General features: G+C 56.6%; 22 protein-coding genes. 12 read left to right on the forward strand and 10 right to left on the reverse strand.

Translation table 11 applies throughout. The features are described from left to right. The first annotated feature begins 40 nt into the window (after window positions 1-40). Window positions 41-526, forward strand: coding sequence for a GNAT family N-acetyltransferase (locus ACVV26_RS14615; protein ID WP_474797911.1), 486 nt, complete (start codon window positions 41-43; stop codon window positions 524-526). 5 nt (window positions 527-531) lie between these two features. On the opposite strand, the gene apbC is transcribed toward ACVV26_RS14615, so the two are convergent. After that, entirely contained in the window at window positions 532-1,641 is a 1,110-nt protein-coding gene (apbC, locus tag ACVV26_RS14620) for an iron-sulfur cluster carrier protein ApbC (RefSeq protein WP_474797913.1), read from the reverse strand. 155 nt (window positions 1,642-1,796) lie between these two features. Here apbC and metG point away from each other — a divergent pair, with 155 nt between their 5' ends. The 3 genes from metG (at window position 1,797) to ACVV26_RS14635 (ending at window position 4,921) form a co-directional block, all read left to right on the forward strand. Continuing rightward, the gene (metG, locus tag ACVV26_RS14625; protein WP_474797915.1) at window positions 1,797-3,827 is read left to right on the forward strand and encodes a methionine--tRNA ligase; all 2,031 of its coding nucleotides are present in this window, start codon (window positions 1,797-1,799) and stop codon (window positions 3,825-3,827) included. A 162-nt stretch (window positions 3,828-3,989) separates the two neighbouring features. After that, entirely contained in the window at window positions 3,990-4,733 is a 744-nt protein-coding gene (locus tag ACVV26_RS14630; protein WP_474797917.1) for a MerR family transcriptional regulator, read from the forward strand. Window positions 4,734-4,810: 77 nt separating this feature from the next. After that, on the forward strand, window positions 4,811-4,921 hold the full coding sequence (locus ACVV26_RS14635; protein WP_125291656.1) for a protein YohO: 111 nt from the start codon (window positions 4,811-4,813) through the stop codon (window positions 4,919-4,921). Here ACVV26_RS14635 and ACVV26_RS14640 read toward each other — a convergent pair. The 5 genes from ACVV26_RS14640 to bglX form a co-directional block, all read right to left on the reverse strand. Next, window positions 4,899-5,630: an ABC transporter permease gene (locus ACVV26_RS14640; protein WP_474797919.1), complete on the reverse strand. Its 732-nt coding sequence runs from the start codon at window positions 5,628-5,630 to the stop codon at window positions 4,899-4,901. The two genes, ACVV26_RS14635 and ACVV26_RS14640, sit on opposite strands and share 23 nt — an antisense overlap. After that, window positions 5,614-6,555, reverse strand: coding sequence for an ABC transporter ATP-binding protein (locus tag ACVV26_RS14645; protein ID WP_474797921.1), 942 nt, complete (start codon window positions 6,553-6,555; stop codon window positions 5,614-5,616). Before ACVV26_RS14645 ends, ACVV26_RS14640 begins: the two co-directional genes overlap by 17 nt. Continuing rightward, a complete protein-coding gene (locus ACVV26_RS14650) occupies window positions 6,542-7,705 on the reverse strand; it encodes an ABC transporter permease (protein ID WP_474797924.1) in 1,164 nt (387 codons plus the stop codon). The genes ACVV26_RS14645 and ACVV26_RS14650 overlap by 14 nt, the downstream gene beginning before the upstream one ends. Window positions 7,706-7,729: 24 nt before the next feature. After that, window positions 7,730-8,638: a glycine betaine ABC transporter substrate-binding protein OsmF gene (gene osmF / locus ACVV26_RS14655; RefSeq protein WP_474797926.1), complete on the reverse strand. Its 909-nt coding sequence runs from the start codon at window positions 8,636-8,638 to the stop codon at window positions 7,730-7,732. A gap of 147 nt (window positions 8,639-8,785) precedes the next feature. Then, window positions 8,786-11,083, reverse strand: coding sequence for a beta-glucosidase BglX (gene bglX, locus ACVV26_RS14660; RefSeq protein ID WP_474797928.1), 2,298 nt, complete (start codon window positions 11,081-11,083; stop codon window positions 8,786-8,788). A 199-nt stretch (window positions 11,084-11,282) separates the two neighbouring features. On the opposite strand from bglX, the gene dld reads away from it, so the two are divergent. Together dld and ACVV26_RS14670 are read left to right on the forward strand one after the other, a co-directional pair. After that, window positions 11,283-13,025, forward strand: coding sequence for a D-lactate dehydrogenase (gene dld, locus ACVV26_RS14665; RefSeq protein WP_474797930.1), 1,743 nt, complete (start codon window positions 11,283-11,285; stop codon window positions 13,023-13,025). A 110-nt stretch (window positions 13,026-13,135) separates the two neighbouring features. Further along, the gene (locus ACVV26_RS14670; RefSeq protein WP_474797932.1) at window positions 13,136-13,690 is read left to right on the forward strand and encodes a GNAT family N-acetyltransferase; all 555 of its coding nucleotides are present in this window, start codon (window positions 13,136-13,138) and stop codon (window positions 13,688-13,690) included. On the opposite strand, the gene pbpG is transcribed toward ACVV26_RS14670, so the two are convergent. Both pbpG and ACVV26_RS14680 read right to left on the reverse strand, forming a co-directional pair. Next, a complete protein-coding gene (pbpG, locus tag ACVV26_RS14675) occupies window positions 13,691-14,635 on the reverse strand; it encodes a D-alanyl-D-alanine endopeptidase (RefSeq protein ID WP_474797934.1) in 945 nt (314 codons plus the stop codon). It lies immediately after the preceding gene. A 173-nt stretch (window positions 14,636-14,808) separates the two neighbouring features. Further along, window positions 14,809-15,396, reverse strand: a complete 588-nt coding sequence (locus ACVV26_RS14680; protein WP_474797936.1) for a Yip1 family protein — start codon at window positions 15,394-15,396, stop codon at window positions 14,809-14,811. A 202-nt stretch (window positions 15,397-15,598) separates the two neighbouring features. Here ACVV26_RS14680 and ACVV26_RS14685 point away from each other — a divergent pair, with 202 nt between their 5' ends. Next, the gene (locus tag ACVV26_RS14685) at window positions 15,599-16,171 is read left to right on the forward strand and encodes a DedA family protein (protein ID WP_474797938.1); all 573 of its coding nucleotides are present in this window, start codon (window positions 15,599-15,601) and stop codon (window positions 16,169-16,171) included. On the opposite strand, the gene ACVV26_RS14690 is transcribed toward ACVV26_RS14685, so the two are convergent. Continuing rightward, window positions 16,162-16,929, reverse strand: a complete 768-nt coding sequence (locus ACVV26_RS14690; protein ID WP_312978450.1) for an SDR family oxidoreductase — start codon at window positions 16,927-16,929, stop codon at window positions 16,162-16,164. The two genes, ACVV26_RS14685 and ACVV26_RS14690, sit on opposite strands and share 10 nt — an antisense overlap. 174 nt (window positions 16,930-17,103) lie before the next feature. Between ACVV26_RS14690 and yohP the strand changes: the two genes are divergently transcribed. Continuing rightward, entirely contained in the window at window positions 17,104-17,187 is an 84-nt protein-coding gene (gene yohP, locus ACVV26_RS14695) for a small membrane protein YohP (protein ID WP_085949451.1), read from the forward strand. On the opposite strand, the gene dusC is transcribed toward yohP, so the two are convergent. Continuing rightward, the gene (dusC, locus tag ACVV26_RS14700; protein ID WP_474797940.1) at window positions 17,184-18,152 is read right to left on the reverse strand and encodes a tRNA dihydrouridine(16) synthase DusC; all 969 of its coding nucleotides are present in this window, start codon (window positions 18,150-18,152) and stop codon (window positions 17,184-17,186) included. The two genes, yohP and dusC, sit on opposite strands and share 4 nt — an antisense overlap. Window positions 18,153-18,615: 463 nt before the next feature. Here dusC and ACVV26_RS14705 point away from each other — a divergent pair, with 463 nt between their 5' ends. The 4 genes from ACVV26_RS14705 to sanA all read left to right on the forward strand — a co-directional run bounded on the left by ACVV26_RS14705 (window position 18,616) and on the right by sanA (window position 21,554). After that, the gene (locus ACVV26_RS14705; RefSeq protein WP_474797942.1) at window positions 18,616-19,014 is read left to right on the forward strand and encodes a CidA/LrgA family protein; all 399 of its coding nucleotides are present in this window, start codon (window positions 18,616-18,618) and stop codon (window positions 19,012-19,014) included. Then, entirely contained in the window at window positions 19,011-19,706 is a 696-nt protein-coding gene (locus ACVV26_RS14710; RefSeq protein WP_312978444.1) for a CidB/LrgB family autolysis modulator, read from the forward strand. The genes ACVV26_RS14705 and ACVV26_RS14710 overlap by 4 nt, the downstream gene beginning before the upstream one ends. 131 nt (window positions 19,707-19,837) lie before the next feature. Next, window positions 19,838-20,722, forward strand: a complete 885-nt coding sequence (gene cdd, locus ACVV26_RS14715) for a cytidine deaminase (RefSeq protein WP_474797944.1) — start codon at window positions 19,838-19,840, stop codon at window positions 20,720-20,722. Window positions 20,723-20,840: 118 nt separating this feature from the next. Beyond that, window positions 20,841-21,554, forward strand: a complete 714-nt coding sequence (gene sanA, locus ACVV26_RS14720; protein ID WP_474797946.1) for an outer membrane permeability protein SanA — start codon at window positions 20,841-20,843, stop codon at window positions 21,552-21,554. Window positions 21,555-21,614 lie beyond the last annotated feature (60 nt).

Consider the following 21,614-nt stretch of genomic DNA (forward strand, 5'->3'; position numbering starts at 1 on the left):
TTGAAAGCGCGTAAGATACCCGGCACGCAAAAGACTTTCTATGAAGATGCACAAAAAAGTGACGAATTCTGAATCAGACCTGACAATCCGCCCGTGGCAAGAGACCGATCGACCGTTTTTACGCACCCTCTACCTGCACGCCCGGCGCGAGGCCTGGCCGTGGCTGGATGCCAGCCCGTGGCAACTGGAAGATTTTGACGCCGCTACGCTCGGCGAAACCATCTGGGTAGCAGAACAGGACGGGCACCGCGTTGGTTTTGCCTCGGTGCTGGAGAATGACAATTTTTTGCATAACTTGTTTATCGACCCGCAATATCAGGGGTCAGGCGCGGGCAGCGCGCTGTTACGTAAGGCGCAGGAAGATTTTACCAGCACCGGGGCGTTGAAATGCCTGGTGAAAAATGAGCCTGCGGTGGCGTTTTATCAGCGTCACGGGTGGGAGATTGAATCAACAGGCGACAGCCCGGAAGGTGAGTATTACTTGATGCACTGGAAACAAAAAAAGGCAGACTCGCGTCTGCCTTAATACCTTTACACCGCGCGGAAAGCGATTTCGCTCGGGATCACTTCGCCCTGCCAGTAAAGCTGCGCCGCAACGCGCCCTGCCAGTTGGCGGTAAATCTGGGTGAATTCGCTGTCCGGGCGGCTCACCACCGTCGGCTGACCGCGGTCAAGGTCTTCACGCAGCGTGATGTGCAGCGGCAGTTGGCCGAGCAGCGAAGTATTGTATTGCGCCGCCAGTTTCTCCGCGCCGCCGGTGCCGAAAATCGGCTCGTGATGGCCGCACTGGCTGCACACGTGCATGCTCATGTTTTCGACAATGCCCAGCACCGGCACGTCCACTTTTTCGAACATCACGATGCCTTTTTTGGCGTCAATCAGCGCGATGTCCTGCGGCGTGGTCACCACCACCGCGCCGGTCACCGGCACGTTCTGCGCCAGCGTCAGCTGGATGTCACCGGTGCCCGGCGGCATATCCAGCACCAGGTAATCCAGTTCCGGCCATAACGTTTCAGACAGCATCTGCATCAGCGCTTTGCTGGCCATCGGGCCGCGCCACACCATGGCGTTATCGTCAGTCACCAGATAGCCGATTGAGTTGCTGGCAAGCCCGTAAGCGACAATCGGCGCCATATGGGTGCCGTCCGGCGAAGTCGGGCGCTCGTGTTCGGTGCCCAGCATGGTCGGGATTGACGGCCCATAGATGTCGGCATCGAGAATGCCCACTTTTGCCCCTTCGGCGGCCAGCGCCAGCGCCAGGTTGACCGAGGTGGAAGATTTCCCTACCCCGCCCTTGCCAGAGCTCACGGCGATAATGTTTTTCACGCCGTTGATGCCCGCCTGGTTTTTCACGCGCTTCAGGGTGGCAATCTGATGGGTCAGTTTCCAGTCGATGGCTTTTGCGCCGGTAATGCGCAGCAGGTCCGCGCTCGCCGTCTCTTTCAGCTCTTCGAACGCGCTCTGCCAGGCGAACGGCATTTGCAGTTCGATATGGATGACGTCATCCATCCACGCCACGTGGTGCAGCGCCTTCAGGGCGGTGAGATTATGTTTCAGGGTGGGGTGCTGGAAATTCGCCAGCGTCCCGGCAACGATGGCTCGCAAAGCTTCCGGGGATTTGGCCTGGGATTGAGGACTCATCCCGACTCCTTTGTAATTGTGTTTTGATAAGGGTTCGAAGCGTTAAGCATACCAAAAAGGGAATAATTCCCCCAGCCTTCGCTTTTGGGTTACCAAATAATTACCCATTTGGTAATATCAAACCCCCTTTTTACCTGGATGATGTAATTCTCACTATGACTCAAGTCGCGAAAAAAATACTGGTAACTTGTGCCCTTCCCTATGCGAACGGCTCGATCCACCTCGGCCACATGCTGGAGCATATCCAGGCTGATGTCTGGGTTCGTTACCAGCGAATGCGCGGCCATAACGTCAACTTCATCTGCGCCGATGATGCCCACGGCACACCGATTATGCTCAAAGCCCAACAGCTTGGCATTACCCCGGAACAGATGATTGGCGAGATGAGTCAGGAACATCAGACCGATTTCGCTGGCTTCAACATCAGCTACGATAACTATCATTCCACGCATAGCGACGAGAACCGCGCGCTGTCTGAGCTGATCTACACCCGTCTGAAAGAGAACGGTTTCATCAAAAACCGCACCATTTCCCAGCTGTTCGACCCGGAAAAAGGCATGTTCCTGCCGGACCGTTTCGTTAAAGGCACCTGCCCGAAATGTAAGTCTCCGGATCAATACGGCGATAACTGCGAAGTGTGCGGTGCGACCTACAGCCCGACCGAGCTGATCGAACCGAAATCCGTGGTCTCCGGCGCGACGCCGGTAATGCGTGAATCCGAGCACTTCTTCTTCGATCTGCCATCGTTTAGCGAAATGCTACAGGCGTGGACCCGCAGCGGCGCGTTGCAGGAGCAGGTCGCCAACAAAATGCAGGAGTGGTTCGAATCCGGCTTACAACAGTGGGATATCTCCCGCGATGCGCCGTACTTCGGCTTTGAGATCCCCAACGCGCCGGGCAAATACTTTTACGTCTGGCTGGATGCGCCGATCGGCTACATGGGCTCGTTCAAAAACCTGTGCGACAAGCGCAGCGATCTCAACTTTGACGACTGGTGGAAAAAAGACTCCGACGCCGAGCTGTATCACTTTATCGGTAAAGACATCGTGTACTTCCACAGCCTGTTCTGGCCGGCGATGCTGGAAGGTAGCGGCTACCGCAAGCCGACCAACCTGTTTGTCCACGGCTATGTGACGGTGAACGGCGCGAAAATGTCTAAATCGCGCGGCACCTTCATCAAAGCCAGCACCTGGCTGAACCATTTCGACGCCGACAGCCTGCGCTACTACTACACCGCGAAGCTCTCCTCGCGTATCGATGATATCGACCTCAATCTGGAAGATTTCGTCCAGCGCGTGAATGCCGATATCGTCAACAAAGTGGTTAACCTGGCGTCCCGTAACGCCGGCTTTATCGCCAAACGTTTTGACGGCGTGCTGGCGGCGGAACTGGCTGACCCTGCGCTGTATAAAACCTTTACCGACGCGGCGCAAAGCATCGGCGAAGCCTGGGAAAGCCGCGAGTTCGGCAAAGCCGTCCGGGAAATCATGGCGATGGCCGACGTGGCAAACCGCTATGTTGATGAGCAGGCACCGTGGGTAGTGGCGAAGCAGGAAGGCCGCGATGCCGACTTACAAGCGATTTGCTCTATGGGCATCAACCTGTTCCGCGTACTGATGACCTGGCTGAAGCCGGTACTCCCGCAACTGAGCGAGCGCGCCGAAGCGTTTCTGAGCACCGAACTGACCTGGGACGCCATCCAGCAGCCGTTGCTCGGCCATAAAGTGAACACCTTTAAAGCGCTCTACAACCGTATCGAGATGAAACAGGTTGACGCGCTGGTTGACGCCTCGAAAGAAGAAGTGAAAGCGGCGGCCGCACCGGCAACCGGTGAACTGGCAGATAACCCGATTCAGGAAACCATCAGCTTCGATGAATTCGCGAAAGTCGATCTGCGCGTGGCGCTGATTGAAAACGCCGAATTTGTCGAAGGCTCTGATAAGCTGCTGCGCCTGACGCTGGATCTGGACGGCGAGAAACGCAACGTGTTCTCCGGCATCCGTTCCGCATACCCTGACCCGCAGGTGCTGATTGGCCGCCTGACGGTGATGGTCGCCAACCTGGCGCCGCGCAAAATGCGCTTTGGCGTCTCCGAAGGCATGGTCATGGCGGCAGGCCCTGGCGGGAAAGATATCTTCCTGTTAAGCCCTGACGACGGCGCAAAGCCCGGCCAACAGGTCAAATAAACATGATGCCCTCCGCGCGAGGGCATTTTTTTGGTCTGCATATTTTCGTTTGGGTCAATCCGTCTTTCGAATACCCGTGTAAAAATACACAATACATTTTGCCTGGTTAGCCTGCTACCTACTACAGTTAAGTGGGGATTTTTAGCTCAGAGAGAGGGTGGTATGGCGCTTTACACCATCGGTGAGGTGGCGGAGTTGTGTGATATTAACCCTGTCACACTCAGGGCATGGCAGCGGCGGTACGGGCTGGTTAAGCCGCAGCGCACCGATGGCGGGCACCGCTTATTCAACGAATCTGACATTGACCGGATCCGCGAGATCAAACAGTGGGTGGATAACGGCGTCCAGGTCAGCAAGGTAAAATCGCTGCTGCTGACGGACGCGCAGGACCCTGGCTCCCAGTGGTATCAAATGCAGGAGACGCTATTGCGGCTGCTGCGCGCCGGGAATATTAACCGGGTGCGCAACTGGGTGAGCGAAACCGGCCGCGATTACCCCGCCCAAACGCTGGTCGACAAGCTGTTTATTCCTCTTCGTCATCGCCTGCTCAGCCAGCAGGCCGCCCTCGCCACGCTTTTGAGCATCCTTGATGGCGTGCTGATCAATTACATCGCCCTGTGCCTGTCCTCGGCGCGCAAAAAAAGCGGCAAAGACGCGCTGGTGATCGGCTGGAATATTACTGATACCACTCGCCTGTGGCTGGCGGGCTGGAGCGCGACGCAACGCGGCTGGCGGGTGAGTATTCTGGCGCATCCGGTGGCGCAACTGCGCCCGGAGATTTTCGAAGGCCAGACGCTGCTGGTGTGGTGTGGTGATAACCCCACGTCTCAGCAGCGTACACAGCTGGCGCAGTGGCGCGAGAATGGTCGCGCGATCATTGATTTAAACACGCCGGAAGCGCTCTAAACGGCGCAACAAAAATAACAAAGGTGCAACCTGAGCGCAGACGGGTATAATCTTCTGGTTAACCAAAGGAGCAGTCCATGAAATTAACCAGAATAGCGATTGTCACCGGCATGTTACTGATGGCGATTGGCGGGATCGGCGGCGTAATGCTGGCCGGTTATACGGTTATCCTGCATGCCGGGTCATAAGTTGCTGTAAACGCTCGAAGGCGCGGTCGACGATAATCGCCGCCAGCGCCACCAGTATCGCCCCCTGGATCACATACGCGGTGTTAAAGCCGCTCAGGCCGATAATCACCGGTGTACCGAGCGTGTTCGCGCCAACTGTCGAGGCGATTGCCGCCGTCCCGATATTAATAATCACCGATGTGCGCACCCCCGCCAGGATCACTGGCCCGGCCAGTGGCATCTCTACTTTCCACAATGTCTGCCAGCCGCTCATCCCGACGCCGCGCGCTACCTCTTTGACGCTGCCCGGCACCGCGCCAATACCCGCCAGCGTGCCCTGCAACACCGGTAGCCAGCCGTACAAAATCAGCGCGATAATCGCCGGCTCTTTGCCGAAGCCGATGACCGGCACCGCCACCGCCAGCACCGCTACCGGGGGAAAGGTCTGACCCACTGCGGCGATGGTTTCCACCAGCGCGCGGAATTCCAGCCCGAACGGGCGCGTCACGACAATCCCTAATCCGATACCGAGCGCGATCGCCACCAGGCTGGAGATGCCCACCAGATAAAAATGCGCCACGGTCAGCGCCCAGAAACTCTCCTGCTGATACAGCGGGCGCGGCAACTGCGGAAACAGCCAGCTAAACAAACCCGCGCTGTGCGGCAGGCCCGCCAACAGCGCAGCGTAGAGCAAAATCAGCCACAACAGCGGATCACGAAGCAGACGCACGATCGCCCTCCAGCAGAGTGTTAAAGCGCAGAGTACCGCACGGATTGCCCTGTTCATCCACCACCGGCAGTTCGTCGCAGCGCCGCTCAACGAACAGCGACAGCGCCTCACGAAGCGAGATATCCCGCATTACCGGCAGGCCTTCGCACTGCCCCGGCGTGAGGTAATCTTTTACCTGGCGCATCGACAGTAGCCGCACGCCCAGCTCGCTGCGGCCAAAGAAATCGCGCACAAAGTCGTTTTCCGGCTGGCTGATCAAAGCCAGCGGCGCGCCCTGTTGCACCACTTTGCCGCCGTCCATCACGACCAGATGATCGGCCAGGCGCAGCGCCTCATCCACATCGTGGGTGACCAGAATAATGGTGCGTCCCTGGAGTTGATGGATACGCATCATCTCCTGCTGCAACGCCTCGCGGGTCACCGGATCGAGCGCGCCAAAGGGTTCATCCATCAACAATACTTCCGGGTCTGCCGCCAGCGCCCGCGCCACGCCGACCCGCTGCTGCTGGCCGCCGGAGAGTTGATGCGGATAACGACGGCGAAACTGCGCCGGGTCGAGGCCAAGCAGCGCCAGCAGTTCATCAACCCGCTGGTTAATCCGCGCTTTTGGCCATTTCAGCAGTTGCGGGACGGTGGCGATGTTCTGCGCCACGTCCCAGTGCGGGAACAGCCCGATAGATTGAATGGCATAACCCATACGCCGCCGTAAATCCTCTGGCGAAAACTTGCGGATCTCTTCTCCGGCAAAGCGAATGCGCCCTTCGTCATGCTCCACCAGCCGGTTAATCATCTTTAAGGTGGTGGACTTACCGGAGCCGGAGGTGCCAATCAATACCGAAAACGCGCCCTTGCGGAAGTTCAGATTGAGATCCTCGACGGCGGCGCGTCCCTGGTAATATTTGGTCACGCCATCAAATTCGATCATGTCGTTGCGCCTCCAGCGCCGCAATCAGCAGGTTAAAGAGTCCATCCACCGCCACCGCCATGGCGATCACCGGGATAACGCCCAACAGCACCAGATCCAGCGCGCTGCTTAGCAGCCCCTGGAATACCAGCGCGCCGAAACCGCCTGCGCCAATCAGCGCGGCAATCACCGCCATGCCGACGGTCTGCACCGCCACCACTTTCAGGCTGCGTAACAGCACCGGCAGCGCCAGGGGCACTTCCGCTTTAAAAAAGCGCTGCTGGTCAGTCATCCCCATCCCGCGCGCGCTTTCCAGCACGTTTTCCGGTACCTGTCCCAGCCCCGCCACCACGCCGCGTACCAGCGGCAATAGCGCGTAAAGCACCAGCGCGATTAATGCAGGCGCCGTGCCGATGCCGGAAACACCCATCCGCCCCAGCCAGGGAAACAGCACCGCCAGCGCGGCAAGAGGCGCAATCAGCAGGCCGAACAGGGCAATCGACGGCACCGTCTGGATGACATTAAGAATCGAAAAAACAGCGGGCTGCGAACGGGCGTAACGGTGGCACAGTAATCCCAGTGGAATGCCGATAACTAAGGCAATGGCCAGGGTCGCAAGCAGCAATGCCAGATGCTGGCTGAACGCGTCGTTAAACACGTCCTGGCGGTTGGCGTACTCTTTAAGCAGCGAAATATCATTGAAAGAGCCGGTAAGCAGCAGCCATAGCGGCACAATCCATAGTTGCGCCAGCAACAACCAGCGCCATAACGGCTTTTGCGTCAGGCGGCTGATGGTATCGCTCATTAACAGCAGAGCCAGCGCCGCCATCAGCCACGCTCCGCTGCCGGGCGACGTTCGCGCCAGGCTACTGCCCTGCTGGGCCAGATGGGTCGCCCCGTAGCCCACCAGCAGCAATAGCGCGATAAACAGTCCTTCTGCGCTAACCAGCCCGGCAATCAACGCGGCGCGTCCGGGTAAAAGTGACAGGATAATCAGCATGAGCGCGGCGGCAAGCAGGCCATACAGCGCCAGCGGGGAAAGCGCCGACACGCTCATCGGCGAGCCTGAAACCAGACGGTTAGGCGCGTAATTGATAAACGGCAGCAGGAGCGCTGCCGCCAGCAGTATCGCCAGCAGCAGCATCACCCGGTTATGACAGCGTATTGTCAAAAGACATCCCTTTTCCAGGCGTGATTACTTCACAAATCCTTTTTGCTTCAGATAATCGGCAGCGACTTTTTTCGCGTCCAGGCCTTCAACGGCAATCGAGGCATTCAGCTGTTGCAGGGTTTTCTCATCCAGCGAGGCGAATACCGGGTCGAGCCACTCGCCCATCTGCGGGTACGCCTTCAGCACGGCGTCGCGCACTACCGGCGCGGGCGCATAGACCGGCTGTACGCCTTTCGGATCGGTCAGGGTTTGCAGGCCCAGCGCGGCAACCGGGCCATCGGTGCCGTAGGCCATCGCGGCATTTACGCCGGAGGTTTGTTGTGCCGCGGCTTTGATGGTAACGGCGGTATCGCCCCCGGCCAGCGACAGCAGTTGAGGCTGGTTAAGCTTGAAATCGTAGGCTTTTTCAAAGGCGGGCAGCGCGTCCGGGCGTTCAATAAATTCTGCCGAGGCTGCCAGTTTGAACTCACCTTTCTCCTTCAGATAGCGGCTGAGATCGGCAAGCGATGACAGCTTGTTCTTTTCTGCCAGGTCCTTACGTACGGCGATGGTCCAGGTATTGTTCGCCGAGGCAGGCGCCAGCCAGGTGAGTTTATTTTGCTCAGCATCGAGCTTTTTGACTTTCTCATAACCCGCTTTGGCGTTCTTCCACGCGGGATCGTTTTCATCTTTGAAGAAGAACGCGCCGTTGCCGGTGTACTCCGGGTAGATATCCAGCTCGCCGGATGTAATCGCGGCGCGCACCACTGGCGTGGTGCCAAGCTGCACTTTATTCACCGTTTTAACGCCGTGGCTTTCCAGCACCTGAATAATGATATTGCCCAACAGCGCGCCTTCGGTGTCGATTTTTGAACCGACTTTTACCGGCTCCGCCGCCTGAGTCCCTGTCGCCAACAAAAGTAAGCCTGCCGCACTCCAGATTTTCGTTTTCATTGATTTTCCTCGTCACACCCAAACGCGGGGTTCAAGGGAAAAGCGTAGTTGAGAATCAGGCGCTTCGCATAATGGGTTGGTGGATTGAGCCAGACTAGCCTGAAATAAAAAAGGCCGGTTTCCCGGCCTTTTTACAACTATCGATAATTATTGCAACTCAAACTCGCCCTGCTTAACTCTTGCGGAGTCCAGGCCGATAAACACATTGAATTTGCCCGGTTCAGCAACGTATTGCAGCTTCTGGTTCCAGAATTTCAGCGCATTAACGTCGATCGGGAAGCTGACGGTCTGGGTCTCGCCCGGTTTCAGGGTCACTTTGTTAAACCCTTTCAACTCTTTCACAGGGCGGCTCAGAGAAGCGGTAACGTCCTGCACATACATCTGCACCACCGTGGCACCTTCACGTTTACCGGTGTTGGTCACTTCCACGCTGGCGGTCACGCTGCCGTTTTGCGGCATCGTCGGCGAAGAGAGCTTCACGTCCGATACGCTAAACGTGGTGTAGCTCAGGCCATAACCGAAGGGATACAGCGGGCCGTTGGCTTCATCAAAGTAGTGTGACGTGTACTTGTTTGGTTTTTCCGGATTGTACGGACGGCCCGTGTTCAGGTGGCTGTAATACACCGGGATCTGCCCCACGGAACGTGGGAAAGACATCGGCAGTTTGCCCGACGGGTTGTAGTCGCCAAACAGCACATCGGCAATGGCGTTGCCCCCTTCGGTGCCTGCGTACCAGGTTTCCAGAATCGCGTCGGCCTGCTGATCTTCTTTCACCAGCGCCAGCGGACGCCCGTTCATCAGCACCAGCACCAGCGGTTTACCGGTGGCTTTCAGGGCGGCGATCAGGTCGCGCTGGCTCTGCGGCAGGGTCAGGTCGGTACGGCTGGACGCTTCATGGGCCATACCCTGAGCCTCGCCAACCGCCAGCACCACCACGTCGGCCTGATTAGCGGTTTGCACCGCTTCGTCAATCATCGCCTGCGGAGTGCGCTCATCAACGGCCACACCCTGCTCGTACTGGTTCAGGAACTGGATAATGCCTTTATCGTTAGTGAGGTTAGCTCCTTTGGCGTAAAGGATTTTGGCGTTGTCACCCACTGCACTCTTGATGCCGCTCATCAGAGTCACGGACTGTTTCACCACGCCCGCCGCCGACCAACTGCCCATCACGTCGCGCTGGCTGTCTGCCAACGGGCCGATAAGCGCGATAGTCCCTGATTTTTTCAGCGGCAGCGTATCGAGACGGTTTTTCAGCAGCACCATACTTTCACGGGCCACTTCGCGCGCCTCCTGGCGGTGCAGACGGCTTTCGGCGTTAGTATCCTGCGGGTCGGTTTCTTTGGCCCCTAAATGGCTGTATGGGTCGTTGAACAGCCCCATATCATATTTGACGTTCAGCACATGGCGTGCGGCATCGTCCAGTTCTTCCATAGTGACATCGCCGCTTTTCACCAACTCCGGCAGGTACTTACTGTAGTACTCGTCGCTCATACTCATGTTGATGCCGGACTTGAGCGCCACGCGTACCGCGTCTTTAGGGTCCGACGCCGTACCGTGTTTAATCAGTTCTTTGATTGCCCCGTGATCGGAAATCGTGATGCCCTTAAAGCCCCACTCATCGCGCAGCAGATCTTTCAGCAGCCAGCTATCGGAGGACGCCGGGGTGCCGTTCAGCGAGTTTAGCGCCACCATCACCCCGCCGCTGCCCGCGTCGAGCGCCGCTTTGTAGGGTGGCATGTAATCGTTGAACAGGCGCTGCATGCTCATATCTACGGTGTTGTACTCTTTCCCGCCCTCCACTGCGCCATAGGCGGCGAAGTGTTTCACGCTGGTCATCACCGAGTAGCGATCCGCCGGGCTTTTGCCCTGCATCGCTTCTACCATGGTTTTACCCATGATGGAGGTTAAATACGTATCTTCGCCAAAACCTTCGGAAACGCGGCCCCAGCGCGGATCGCGCGAGACATCTACCATCGGTGCCCAGGTCATATTCAGCCCGTCATCCGCCGCTTCATACGCGGAAATGCGACCCACGGTTTTTACCGCGTCGAGATTGAACGAGGACGCCAGCCCCAGGCTTATCGGGAACACGGTGCGCTGACCGTGCAACACATCATAGGCAAAGAACAACGGGATTTTCAGGCGGCTCAGTTCCATTACCTGATCCTGCATGGCGCGAATATCCTCGCGGGTGACGGTATTGAAGATTGCCCCCACCTGGCTTTTCTGGATCATGTCGCGAATCGCTTCTTTCGGATTATCAGGCCCCACGCTGATTAACCGCAACTGACCAATCTTTTCATCCACGGTCATTTGTTTAAGCAGATCGGTGACAAACGCATCCCGCGCCTCAGGGGTTAACGGGTGCTCGCCAAACGTCGATGAAGCATAAGCAGGTTGCAGCGCGAGGCTGACTGCCATCCCTACAGAACAAAGCCATTTCATGCCATTTACTCTCTCAGTCATGCGGCTAATAAGCATAGCCGCCCATGCAGATTTGGTGTGCAGTGTGCCACAGGGTGAAATCGGTAAGAAGAGGCGCAATGTGTTTGCGCTCTGATTTTTCGGCGCTTTCCGAGTTTTCTCGCAAAGGGAGGGCTATGATTAAAACCGCCTACATTTGTCATACCACAAGGAGTGGAGCATGTCCCTCACCTCGCATAACGATAATGCTTCTTTTATCGCTGAACTTACCCGGCTGGTGGGCGCAAGCCACCTGCTGACCGATCCCGCGAAAACCGCCCGCTATCGCAAGGGCTTTCGCTCAGGCCAGGGCGACGCGCTGGCCGTGGTGTTCCCCGGTTCACTACTTGAACTGTGGCGCGTGCTGCAAGCCTGTGTGAACGCCGATAAGATTATTTTAATGCAGGCCGCCAATACGGGCCTGACAGAGGGTTCCACGCCGAACGGCAACGATTATGACCGCCAAATCGTGATTATCAGCACCCTGCGTCTGGATAAATTACAGCTGATTGATAACGGCGAGCAGGTGCTGGCTTTCCCCGGCACCACCCTGTACACCCTGGAAAAAGCCCTGAAACCACTGGGCCGTGAGCCGCACTCGGTGATTGGGTCATCATGCATTGGCGCATCGGTGGTGGGCGGCATTTGCAATAACTCCGGCGGCGCGTTGATTCATCGTGGCCCGGCCTATACCGAGATGGCGCTGTACGCGCGGATCAACGAGGACGGCAAACTCACATTGGTCAACCATTTGGGCATTGATTTAGGGCATACCCCGGAGCAGATCCTCGGCAAGCTGGATGATGACCGCCTGAAACCTGAAGATGTGCGCCACGATGGCCGCCATGCGTCAGACAGTGATTACATCAGCCGGGTGCGCGATATCAACGCCGATTCCCCGGCGCGCTATAACGCCGACCCGGACCGGCTGTTTGAAGCGTCCGGTTGCGCAGGCAAACTGGCCGTGTTCGCGGTGCGTCTTGATACCTTCCCGGCGCAAAAGAACCAGCAAGTGTTTTATATCGGCACCAACGATGCTGCGGTGTTGACGGAAATCCGCCGCCATATGCTGGCGAATTTTGAAAACCTGCCGGTCGCAGGCGAGTATATGCACCGTGATATCTACGACATCGCCGAGCGCTACGGCAAAGACACGTTTTTAATGATCGATAAACTCGGCACCGACAAAATGCCGTTCTTCTTTACCCTCAAAGGCCGCACCGACGCGCTGCTGGATAAAGTCAGCGTGTTTAAACCGCACTTTACTGACCGCGCCATGCAGAAACTGGGCAAAATTTTCCCCGGCCATTTGCCGCCGCGCATGAAGCAGTGGCGTGATAAATACGAGCATCATCTGCTGCTGAAAATGGCGGGAGACGGAATCGAAGAAGCACGCGCCTGGCTGACCAGCTTCTTTAACGACGCGGAAGGCGGCTTCTTTGCCTGTACCCCTGAGGAAGGCAGCAAAGCCTTTTTACACCGTTTTGCGGCGGCAGGCGCGGCGATCCGCTATCAGGCGGTTCACTCCGACGAGGTAGAAGATATTCTGGCGCTGGATATCGCGCTGCGCCGTAACGACACCGAGTGGTTCGAAACCCTGCCTGCGGGAATCGACAGTAAACTGGTGCATAAGCTCTATTACGGTCATTTCTTCTGTTATGTGTTCCATCAGGATTACATCGTGAAGAAAGGCGTGGATGCCCATGCGTTGAAAGACGAGATGCTGGAACTGCTGCGGGCGCGGGGCGCGCAATACCCTGCGGAGCATAACGTGGGCCATTTGTATGAAGCACCGACGCAATTAAAACGCTTTTATAAGCAAAATGACCCGACAAACAGCATGAACCCCGGCATTGGGAAAACAACAAAGTTGAAAAATTGGGCGGAACCGGTTAGCGAAAGCGTTCACGACCAGGCTAAATAGTGAACTTTTGGTTAAAAAAGAGCGCTCCTCTACCAGGCTAAGAAAATTCCGATTAGAGTTACCGCAAGGCCAGCATCGCGCTGGCCTGAGCCAGCCCTGAGGAATGGAAAATGTCAGCAGTCGAAGTTGTCCCTGTCCCTGCGATAGTTGTCCGTGACGTCCAGCCTGCAGATACCGCGTTTATCGCCGCCATTTATGCATGGCATGTCCAGCATGGCCGCGCCTCATTTGAAGAAATTCCACCTGACGCCGAAGAAATGGCGCAGCGTATTGCCCACCTTACTGAACAGGGCTATCCGTGGCTGGTCGCAGAATGGCACGGTATTGTGGTGGGTTACTGTTACGCCGCGCCCTACCGTTCCCGCCCCGCTTACCGCTACACCATTGAAGAATCGATTTATGTCGACGCCAGCATGACCGGGCGTGGCGTTGGCCGTGAACTGCTGGAAACGCTGATTGCCCGCTGCGAGCAAGGCCCGTGGCGGCAGATGATCGCCATTATCGGCGACGGTGAAAACAATCCTGGATCGCAGCGCCTTCACCGGCAGTTAGGCTTTGAAGTGGTCGGTCAGCTGCGTAGCGTGGGCTTTAAGTTGGGAAACTGGCGGGATACCTTGATTATGCAGCGCCCGCTCAATCAGGGCGATTGGGCGCTGCCAGGCTAATCAGTCGTTTTGTGCATCGTTGGTAGTACTATTTGCGGCCATTTGCGCCGCTTTTTGCCGTTTATAGCTCAGCGCAGAGGCCGGAACCGGGGTCACTTTACCGGTTTCCATCCAGGTACGCAGGCGGCTGGCGTCGGCAAAATGGGTGTATTTGCCGAATGCATCCATCACGACCAGCGCCACCGGACGGTTATTGATCACGGTGCGCATCACCAGGCAGTGGCCCGCCGCATTGGTAAAGCCGGTTTTGGTCAGCTGAATATTCCAGTTATCGCGATACACAAGATGGTTGGTATTACGAAACGGCAGGGTATAAGCCGGTTTAGAGAACGTCGCCATATCCTCGCGGGTGGTGCTGAGCTGCCCAATCAGCGGATACTGTTTAGAGGCTATCAGCAGTTTGGTCAGGTCCTGGGCGGTGGAGACGTTTTTAATCGACAGGCCGGTCGGCTCAACGAAACGGGTATGGGTCATGCCGAGGGATTTCGCTTTGGCGTTCATGGCGCGGATAAATGCGTTGTAACCACCGGGGTAATGGTGCGCCAGGCTGGCCGCCGCACGGTTTTCCGATGACATTAGCGCCAGCAGCAGCATATTTTTACGGCTGATTTCACTGTTCAGCCGCACGCGCGAATAAATCCCTTTCATCTCCGGCGTCTGGCTGATGTCGACTTTCAGGATCTCATCCAGCGGCAGACGGGCGTCTAACACCACCATCGCCGTCATCACTTTGGTGATGGAGGCAATGGGACGAACCAGATTGGGGTGGCTGGAATACAGCACCTTGTTGGTTTGCAGGTCGACGATCATGGCGCTGCCGGAAGCGATTTCCGGTTGGGCGGCAGGTTGGGTCACCGCCGTTTTCGCCGCGACGGCCACAGGCGCAAAGGGTACAGCCAGCATGAGCGCAAGGCTCAGGAGTGAATGACGGATTGTAGTCGGCATGGTTTTACTTCAGAAAATTATTCACGCACGTTGTGACGCACACCGCTTCCATACGCTCAATGAATATTTGGAAGCTGGCGCCGGGATGATACTCCGGCGTCCAGCTTTATCGCTACAGGAGAATCGTGATTTAAGAGTACATTGCGCCAGTTTTAACCGGCAATGCACCTTCATCAGAATAGACGATATCCGTAACCCCACAAGATAACGGTCAACGCCAGCAGGACTTCCAGCACTAAAACACCAATCGCCAGGGTCGAACTGGAGAAGCTCAGCCCCTCTTCGCGATTAATGTTAAGGAACGCCGGAACGCCGACATACAGCAGATAGCCGGTATAAAACAGCGCAATCGTCCCCACCAGCGCACACAGCCAGACGATGGGATACAGCGCGACGATACCACTCAAAAATAAGGGGGTCGCCACATAGCCGGCAAACACCATACAGTTGTTGAGTGACGGACGTTGCGGATAGTTACGCGCCATCCACCAGATAACGCGGCCCATAACCGCCACGCCCGCTAACATCAGGCCATAAAACAGGATTGCCAGCGCGAAGCCGGTAAACAGCGACAGTTTTACCACGTTGCCGTCGTCAAAATCCCAGCCTATTTGGGTGGTGCCAATAAACGCGCAAATCACCGGAACGGCCGCCATGATCAGCACGTGGTGGGTGTAGTGATGCGAAACGGTTTCGTTTTCGCCCTTAATGACCTGCATTTCACGATAAGGATGGGAAAAAAGCCCCCAGACATGGTTCATAATGCCCCCTGTTTGGTAACACGCTCACGCCAGCCGTGACGCTGGCTCCCGGAAGGATGAGATAAGTATAACGCAGGTGGGGTGATTAATTATTGAACAGCACGATTTAGCGAGCCCCGTGAAAATCACCGCTGGACGAGGCGTTCCCGGCCTCGGGGTGTATTCTTAATACAATGAATAACATGGAGTGAACAGACTCGCGATGGATGTATCAGCACTCATTTCACAATATGGCTATGCGGCGTTGCTGCTGGGCAGTATGGCGGAGGGCGAAACCATCACCTTGTTGGGCGGCGTGGCGGCGCATCAGGGTTTACTGGCGTTTCCGCTGGTGGTGCTGGTGGTGGCGCTGGGCGGGATGATTGGCGACCAGGTACTCTATTTGCTGGGACGGCGCTATGGCGCGAAGTTGCTCAAACGTTTTAATAAACATCAGGATAAAATCGCCTCTGCGCAGAAGCTGATTGCCCGCCATCCGCTATTGTTTGTGCCCGGATGCCGGTTTATGTACGGTTTTCGCATTATTGGGCCGCTGCTGATCGGGGCCAGCCACGTGCCGCCAAAGGTGTTTCTGCCGCTGAATATTATCGGCGCGCTGGTCTGGGCGGCGCTGTTTACCACCCTGGGGTATGTGGGGGGCGAAGTGATTGCGCCGTGGCTACACTCCCTCGACCAGCACCTGAAACACTGGATTTGGCTGGCGCTGGCCGTGGGATGCGTGGCGCTACTGCGCTACGGCTTTAAACGCCGCCAGCGTAAAAAGCCTCACTCCTGAGGTTTAAACTGCGGGTTGGCGAGCATAAAACCACCGTCAACGATAAACGACTGGCCGGTGGCATAAGCCGCCTGCTCTGAACACAGCCAGGCCACCAGGCTTGCGATCTCTTCCGTGCGTCCCGGACGCGCCAGCGGCACCGTCGGCAGCGAGCCGGGTTTCACGTCTTCTTCATCCATATCATTCATCGGCGTGGCGATGGCGCCAGGCGCAACGGAATTCACCAGAATGCCGTGGCTCACCAGTTCCAGCGCCATTGATTTCGTCAGGCCGCCGAGGGCATGTTTTGCAGCCGTGTAAGCGCTGGCTTCGGGCAACGGCGTATGCTCATGAACCGACGTGATATTGACGATGCGCCCGCCCTCCCCCTGTTTCACCATCGCACGCGCGGCGATTTGCGAACACAAAAACGCGCCATCCACGTCCACGGTAAACACGTTGCGCCAGTCTTCAAACGGCATATCCAGGAATGCTGCTTTTGACATCGCCCCCGCATTGTTCACCAGCACGTCAATGCGCCCGAAACGGTCGATCAGTTCCTGAATGGCGTTCGCGCCGTCAGGTAAATGGCTTAAATCAAGCTGGACCATTTCCACGTTGCGGCCAAACGATCGCACCTGTTCGGCGGTCTCTTTGGCACCCTTGTCGTCGCTATGCCAGGTAATACCGATGTCGAAACCTTGCTGTGCCAGTAATTCCGCACATTTCTTGCCGATGCCGGAATCGGAAGCGGTCACTATTGCAACTCGTTGGGTCATGGGTCGTCCTCTCTGGATGCGAAGAAAGGATAAGTATAGAAAAGGAACAGGAGAGCAGCGTAAGCAAGGGTAAAGCCCGGTTTCTCGGCGGCGAAGCGGGAACCGCCTCGCCACTTTCTCAATCTTTCCTATACTCAGTTACGGATGTACTGGTTAACAAACAGAGGGAAAGAGATGAAAATTATTCTATGGGCGGTTTTGATTATCTTTTTGATTGGGCTGTTGGTGGTTACGGGTGTGTTTAAGGCGATTTTCTAAATCGTGATGCTATCCACGGGGTACGCCTGCCGGGCGTACCCGTCAATCGCCGCGGCAATCGACGGCGAATCCGTTAAGGTACGGATAGTGGTAAATAGTTCAGCCGCCTGCGGATAGGCTTTTCGTAAATAACCCAGCCACTGCTTAATGCGCGCCACATGGTACATGCCGGTGTCGCCCTGCTTCTCAAGCTGAGTGTATTTTTGCAGTAATTCAACCACCTCCGGCCAGGCCATCGGCGCTTCGTTGTATTTTACGACCCGGCTTAAATTCGGCACGTTCAGCGCGCCGCGCCCGACCATAACCGCGTCACAACCCGTGGCCTGCAAACACGCCTGACCGCTCTCCCAGTCCCAGATTTCGCCATTGGCGATCACCGGAATCGACAGGCGTTGGCGAATTTCGCCAATTGCCGCCCAGTTGATGCGCTCGGCTTTATAACCATCCTCTTTGGTGCGGCCATGCACAACCAGTTCGGTAGCGCCCGCCTGCTGCACCGCATCGGCGATGTCGAACTGGCGGGCGTCGCTGTCCCAGCCGAGGCGTACTTTCACCGTCACCGGTAAGTTTGCCGGGACCGCTTCACGCATCGCCTTCGCGCCGCGATAAATCAGATCGGGATCTTTGAGCAATGTCGCCCCGCCGCCGCTGCCGTTAACCAGCTTTGAGGGGCAGCCGCAGTTGAGGTCCACGCCCCAGGAGCCCAGCTCCACCGCGCGGGCGGCATTTTCCGCCAGCCACTGCGGGTGCTGGCCTAAAAGTTGAATGCGCACTAACGTGCCCGACGGGGTGCGGCTCTGGTGATGCAGTTCCGGGCAGAGTTTATAGAAGGATTTTGCTGGCAGCAGGTTATCCACCACGCGCAGGAATTCCGTGACGCACAGATCGTAATCGTTCACGTCCGTTAACAGTTCACGTACCAGGGAATCCAGTACGCCTTCCATTGGCGCCAGTAATACACGCATAGCCGACCTCAGTAAAAAAGAGGCGCTATGGTAGCGCCTGGCGACAAGAAGGGAAATGCATTTTACGCGATGCCATTGAGCCCGCCCGCTCCGCCGGGTATGCTGGCAAAAAATATAAAAATGCTGCACCTGCACCTCCCTCTTTTATCCCCTAAATAATTCAAGTTGCAGGACAAAGCCTGAAGGGCTTTGAACAGCGCTTGCGCTGGCCCCGAAGGGGCGAAGCCGAAGGCTGAGTCACGCGTCGACGCAGCGAATCCCCAGGCGCTTACATCAGTAAGTGACTGGGGTGAGCGAGTCAAGCCAACGCATCTGCAACGTGAAGAATGACGGGGTTAATACCTGACAAGGCTTGCAACTGTGCACGCCAGGCATACTTTTGATGCCATAAAATCATGATGTGATCTGTAGCACACAATTTTCTTTAATTGTATGATGAATGCATTCCAACAAGGTTATTGATATGAGCACTATGCTGACCACAATCTGGCACTTTGTCCGTGCGTTTATCCTGATTTATGCCTGTTTGTATGCGGGTATCGCCCTGGCGGCGCTGCTGCCTATCACCATTCCCGGCAGCATTATCGGGATGCTGATTATGTTTATCCTGCTGTCGCTCCAGATCCTCCCGTCGAAATGGGTCAAACCCGGCTGCAACGTGCTGATTCGCTATATGGCGCTGCTGTTTGTGCCGGTGGGGATTGGCGTAATGCAGTATGTCGATGTGCTGAAAGCGCAGTTCGGCCCGGTGGTGGTGTCGTGCTTTATCAGTACCCTGGTGGTGTTTCTGGTGGTGAGCTGGAGTTCACATCTGGTGCACGGCCAGCGCAAAGTCATCGGCCAGCAGGAGCCTAAACAATGATTGAGCATATCTGGTGGTCGCTGCCGTTAACCCTGGTGGTATTTTTCGCGGCCCGTAAGCTGGCGGCAAAATTAAAAACTCCGTTGCTGAACCCGTTACTGGTATCGATGGTAGTAATTATCCCGCTGTTGGTGTTCACCCATACGCCTTACGATCACTATTTCCAGGGCAGCAAAATCCTCAATGACCTGCTGCAACCCGCCGTGGTGGCGCTGGCGTTTCCACTGTATGAGCAACTTCACCAGATCCGCGCGCGCTGGAAATCGATCATCACCATCTGCTTTATCGGCAGTATGGTAGCGATGTTAACCGGCACCTCCGTGGCGCTGCTGATGGGCGCATCCCCGGAAATCGCCGCATCAGTGTTGCCGAAATCCGTCACCACGCCGATTGCGATGGCGGTGGGCGGCAGCCTCGGTGGCATTCCAGCTATCAGCGCGGTGTGCGTGATTTTCGTCGGGATTTTGGGCGCGGTCTTTGGCCACAGCCTGCTGAATATCATGCGCATTCGCACCAAATCGGCGCGCGGCCTGGCGATGGGCACCGCCTCGCACGCCCTGGGCACCGCCCGCTGCGCGGAGCTGGACTATCAGGAAGGCGCGTTTAGTTCGTTGGCGCTGGTGATTTGCGGGATTATCACTTCACTCATTGCCCCGTTTTTATTCCCGGTGATCCTGGCGTTCTGGTCGTAAAATTTGCGAGATGTCGCGCAAATTTGTATGAAAGAATTTTCGTTGCATAAATAACGAGATATATGTCACATATCAAGCCTCTCTGGCTCCGTAAACTACGGATCCAGTAACCGATATAAAGAGGCGTTGCCATGCATTCACGATTTCATACTGCCTTTGCCGGGCTTTCTCAGCCTCTGCAAACCGCGCTTGCTTCCCTGCTGGATGACGAACATTTTCCGGCGATGCTGACTGCCGAACAGTCTCAGCAGATCCAACGTCAGTGCGGGCTCAACGAAGACGAACTGGCGTTCGCTTTACTGCCGCTCGCGGCAGCGTACGCCGAAACCCCTATCTCCCATTTTAACGTTGGGGCTATTGCACGCGGCGTTAGCGGAAATTTATGGTTTGGCGCGAACATGGAATACCCGGGCATCGCGCTGCAACAGACTATCCACGCCGAACAAAGCGCCATTACTCACGCCTGGATGAGCGGCGAAACCGGTCTGCGGGCGATTACCGTTAACTACACCCCATGCGGACACTGCCGCCAATTTATGAATGAACTGAACAGCGGCCTCGATTTGCATATCCATTTACCTGGTCGCGCCGCCGCCAGGCTGAAAGACTATCTGCCAGACGCTTTCGGCCCGCGCGATCTGGATATCAAAACCACCATTTTCGACGCGGAAGACCACGGCTTTGCGGTAGAAGGCGATGCGTTGAGCCAACAGGCGATTAAAGCGGCCAACCGCAGCCACGCGCCCTACACCCAGTCGCCCTGTGGCCTGGCGATGGAATTGCGCGACGGCACTATCCTCACCGGCAGCTACGCTGAAAACGCGGCATTCAATCCTTCCCTGCCGCCGTTACAGGCCGCGCTGAACCTGGTGATCCTCAAGGGTTATGGCTTTGCGGATATCCAGCGCGCCATTCTTGCTGAACTGCCGAATGGCAATATCAGCCAGTGGGCACCGACGGTTTCAACTCTTAACGGTCTGGGCTGCCACAATGTCGATCGGGTGCTGCTGGCCTGACGCGTAACGCCACACCGTGCGGAATGCTTAATTTTAATCCACCCGCACGGTGAGCGGTTGCGCTCGCCTGGCGGGTAAAGTAGCCTTGATGGCAATTTTCCTGTTCCGAGCCACCTGAATGTTGAAGCGCCTGTTGTACAGCCTGGTTGTGTTTATCGGCTTACTGCTGTTAGCGGCGCTGCTTCTCGATCGCTGGATAAGCTGGAAAACCTCCCCTTACGTCTACGACGAATTGCAGGACCTGCCCTACCGCCAGGTGGGCGTGGTGCTGGGCACCGCCAAGTATTACCGCACCGGCGTCATTAACCAGTACTACCGCTACCGCATCCAGGGTGCAATCAACGCCTATAACAGTGGCAAAGTGAATTACCTGCTACTGAGCGGCGATAACGCGCTGCAAAGCTACAACGAGCCGATGACCATGCGTAAGGATCTGATCGCCGCAGGGGTCGATCCGGCAGACATCGTGCTGGATTACGCCGGGTTCCGCACCCTGGATTCCATCGTTCGCACCCGCAAAGTGTTCGACACTAACGACTTCATTATCATCACCCAACGTTTCCATTGCGAGCGGGCGCTGTTTATCGCTCTGCACATGGGGATTCAGGCCCAGTGTTACGCGGTGCCTTCGCCGAAAGATATGCTGACGGTGCGGGTCAGGGAATTTGGCGCGCGGCTTGGCGCACTTGCCGATCTGTATATTTTCAAACGCGAACCGCGCTTTTTAGGGCCGCTGGTGCCGATCCCGGCGCTGCACGATGTGCCGGACGATGCGCAGGGCTACCCGGCAGTGACGGCGGAACAGCTACTCGAACTGCAAAAGACGAAATAACAGCGTTTTGTTGACCGTATCCTTCTCCTCCATTCTGAATTATTCATTTCCGGTTATCCC

This window comes from Atlantibacter sp. MEI4A-1023 (assembly GCF_056155425.1).

Excerpts from the sequence above, each read along its gene's own strand:
- ACVV26_RS14615 (WP_474797911.1), top strand. The coding sequence starts at position 41 with ATGAAGATGCACAAAAAAGTGACGAATTCTGAATCAGACCTGACAATC.
- apbC (WP_474797913.1), bottom strand. The coding sequence starts at position 1,641 with ATGAGTCCTCAATCCCAGGCCAAATCCCCGGAAGCTTTGCGAGCCATC.
- metG (WP_474797915.1), top strand. The coding sequence starts at position 1,797 with ATGACTCAAGTCGCGAAAAAAATACTGGTAACTTGTGCCCTTCCCTAT.
- ACVV26_RS14630 (WP_474797917.1), top strand. The coding sequence starts at position 3,990 with ATGGCGCTTTACACCATCGGTGAGGTGGCGGAGTTGTGTGATATTAAC.
- ACVV26_RS14635 (WP_125291656.1), top strand. The coding sequence starts at position 4,811 with ATGAAATTAACCAGAATAGCGATTGTCACCGGCATGTTACTGATGGCG.
- ACVV26_RS14645 (WP_474797921.1), bottom strand. The coding sequence starts at position 6,555 with ATGATCGAATTTGATGGCGTGACCAAATATTACCAGGGACGCGCCGCC.
- osmF (WP_474797926.1), bottom strand. The coding sequence starts at position 8,638 with ATGAAAACGAAAATCTGGAGTGCGGCAGGCTTACTTTTGTTGGCGACA.
- bglX (WP_474797928.1), bottom strand. The coding sequence starts at position 11,083 with ATGAAATGGCTTTGTTCTGTAGGGATGGCAGTCAGCCTCGCGCTGCAA.
- dld (WP_474797930.1), top strand. The coding sequence starts at position 11,283 with ATGTCCCTCACCTCGCATAACGATAATGCTTCTTTTATCGCTGAACTT.
- ACVV26_RS14670 (WP_474797932.1), top strand. The coding sequence starts at position 13,136 with ATGTCAGCAGTCGAAGTTGTCCCTGTCCCTGCGATAGTTGTCCGTGAC.
- pbpG (WP_474797934.1), bottom strand. The coding sequence starts at position 14,635 with ATGCCGACTACAATCCGTCATTCACTCCTGAGCCTTGCGCTCATGCTG.
- ACVV26_RS14680 (WP_474797936.1), bottom strand. The coding sequence starts at position 15,396 with ATGAACCATGTCTGGGGGCTTTTTTCCCATCCTTATCGTGAAATGCAG.
- ACVV26_RS14685 (WP_474797938.1), top strand. The coding sequence starts at position 15,599 with ATGGATGTATCAGCACTCATTTCACAATATGGCTATGCGGCGTTGCTG.
- ACVV26_RS14690 (WP_312978450.1), bottom strand. The coding sequence starts at position 16,929 with ATGACCCAACGAGTTGCAATAGTGACCGCTTCCGATTCCGGCATCGGC.
- yohP (WP_085949451.1), top strand. The coding sequence starts at position 17,104 with ATGAAAATTATTCTATGGGCGGTTTTGATTATCTTTTTGATTGGGCTG.
- dusC (WP_474797940.1), bottom strand. The coding sequence starts at position 18,152 with ATGCGTGTATTACTGGCGCCAATGGAAGGCGTACTGGATTCCCTGGTA.
- ACVV26_RS14705 (WP_474797942.1), top strand. The coding sequence starts at position 18,616 with ATGAGCACTATGCTGACCACAATCTGGCACTTTGTCCGTGCGTTTATC.
- ACVV26_RS14710 (WP_312978444.1), top strand. The coding sequence starts at position 19,011 with ATGATTGAGCATATCTGGTGGTCGCTGCCGTTAACCCTGGTGGTATTT.
- cdd (WP_474797944.1), top strand. The coding sequence starts at position 19,838 with ATGCATTCACGATTTCATACTGCCTTTGCCGGGCTTTCTCAGCCTCTG.
- sanA (WP_474797946.1), top strand. The coding sequence starts at position 20,841 with ATGTTGAAGCGCCTGTTGTACAGCCTGGTTGTGTTTATCGGCTTACTG.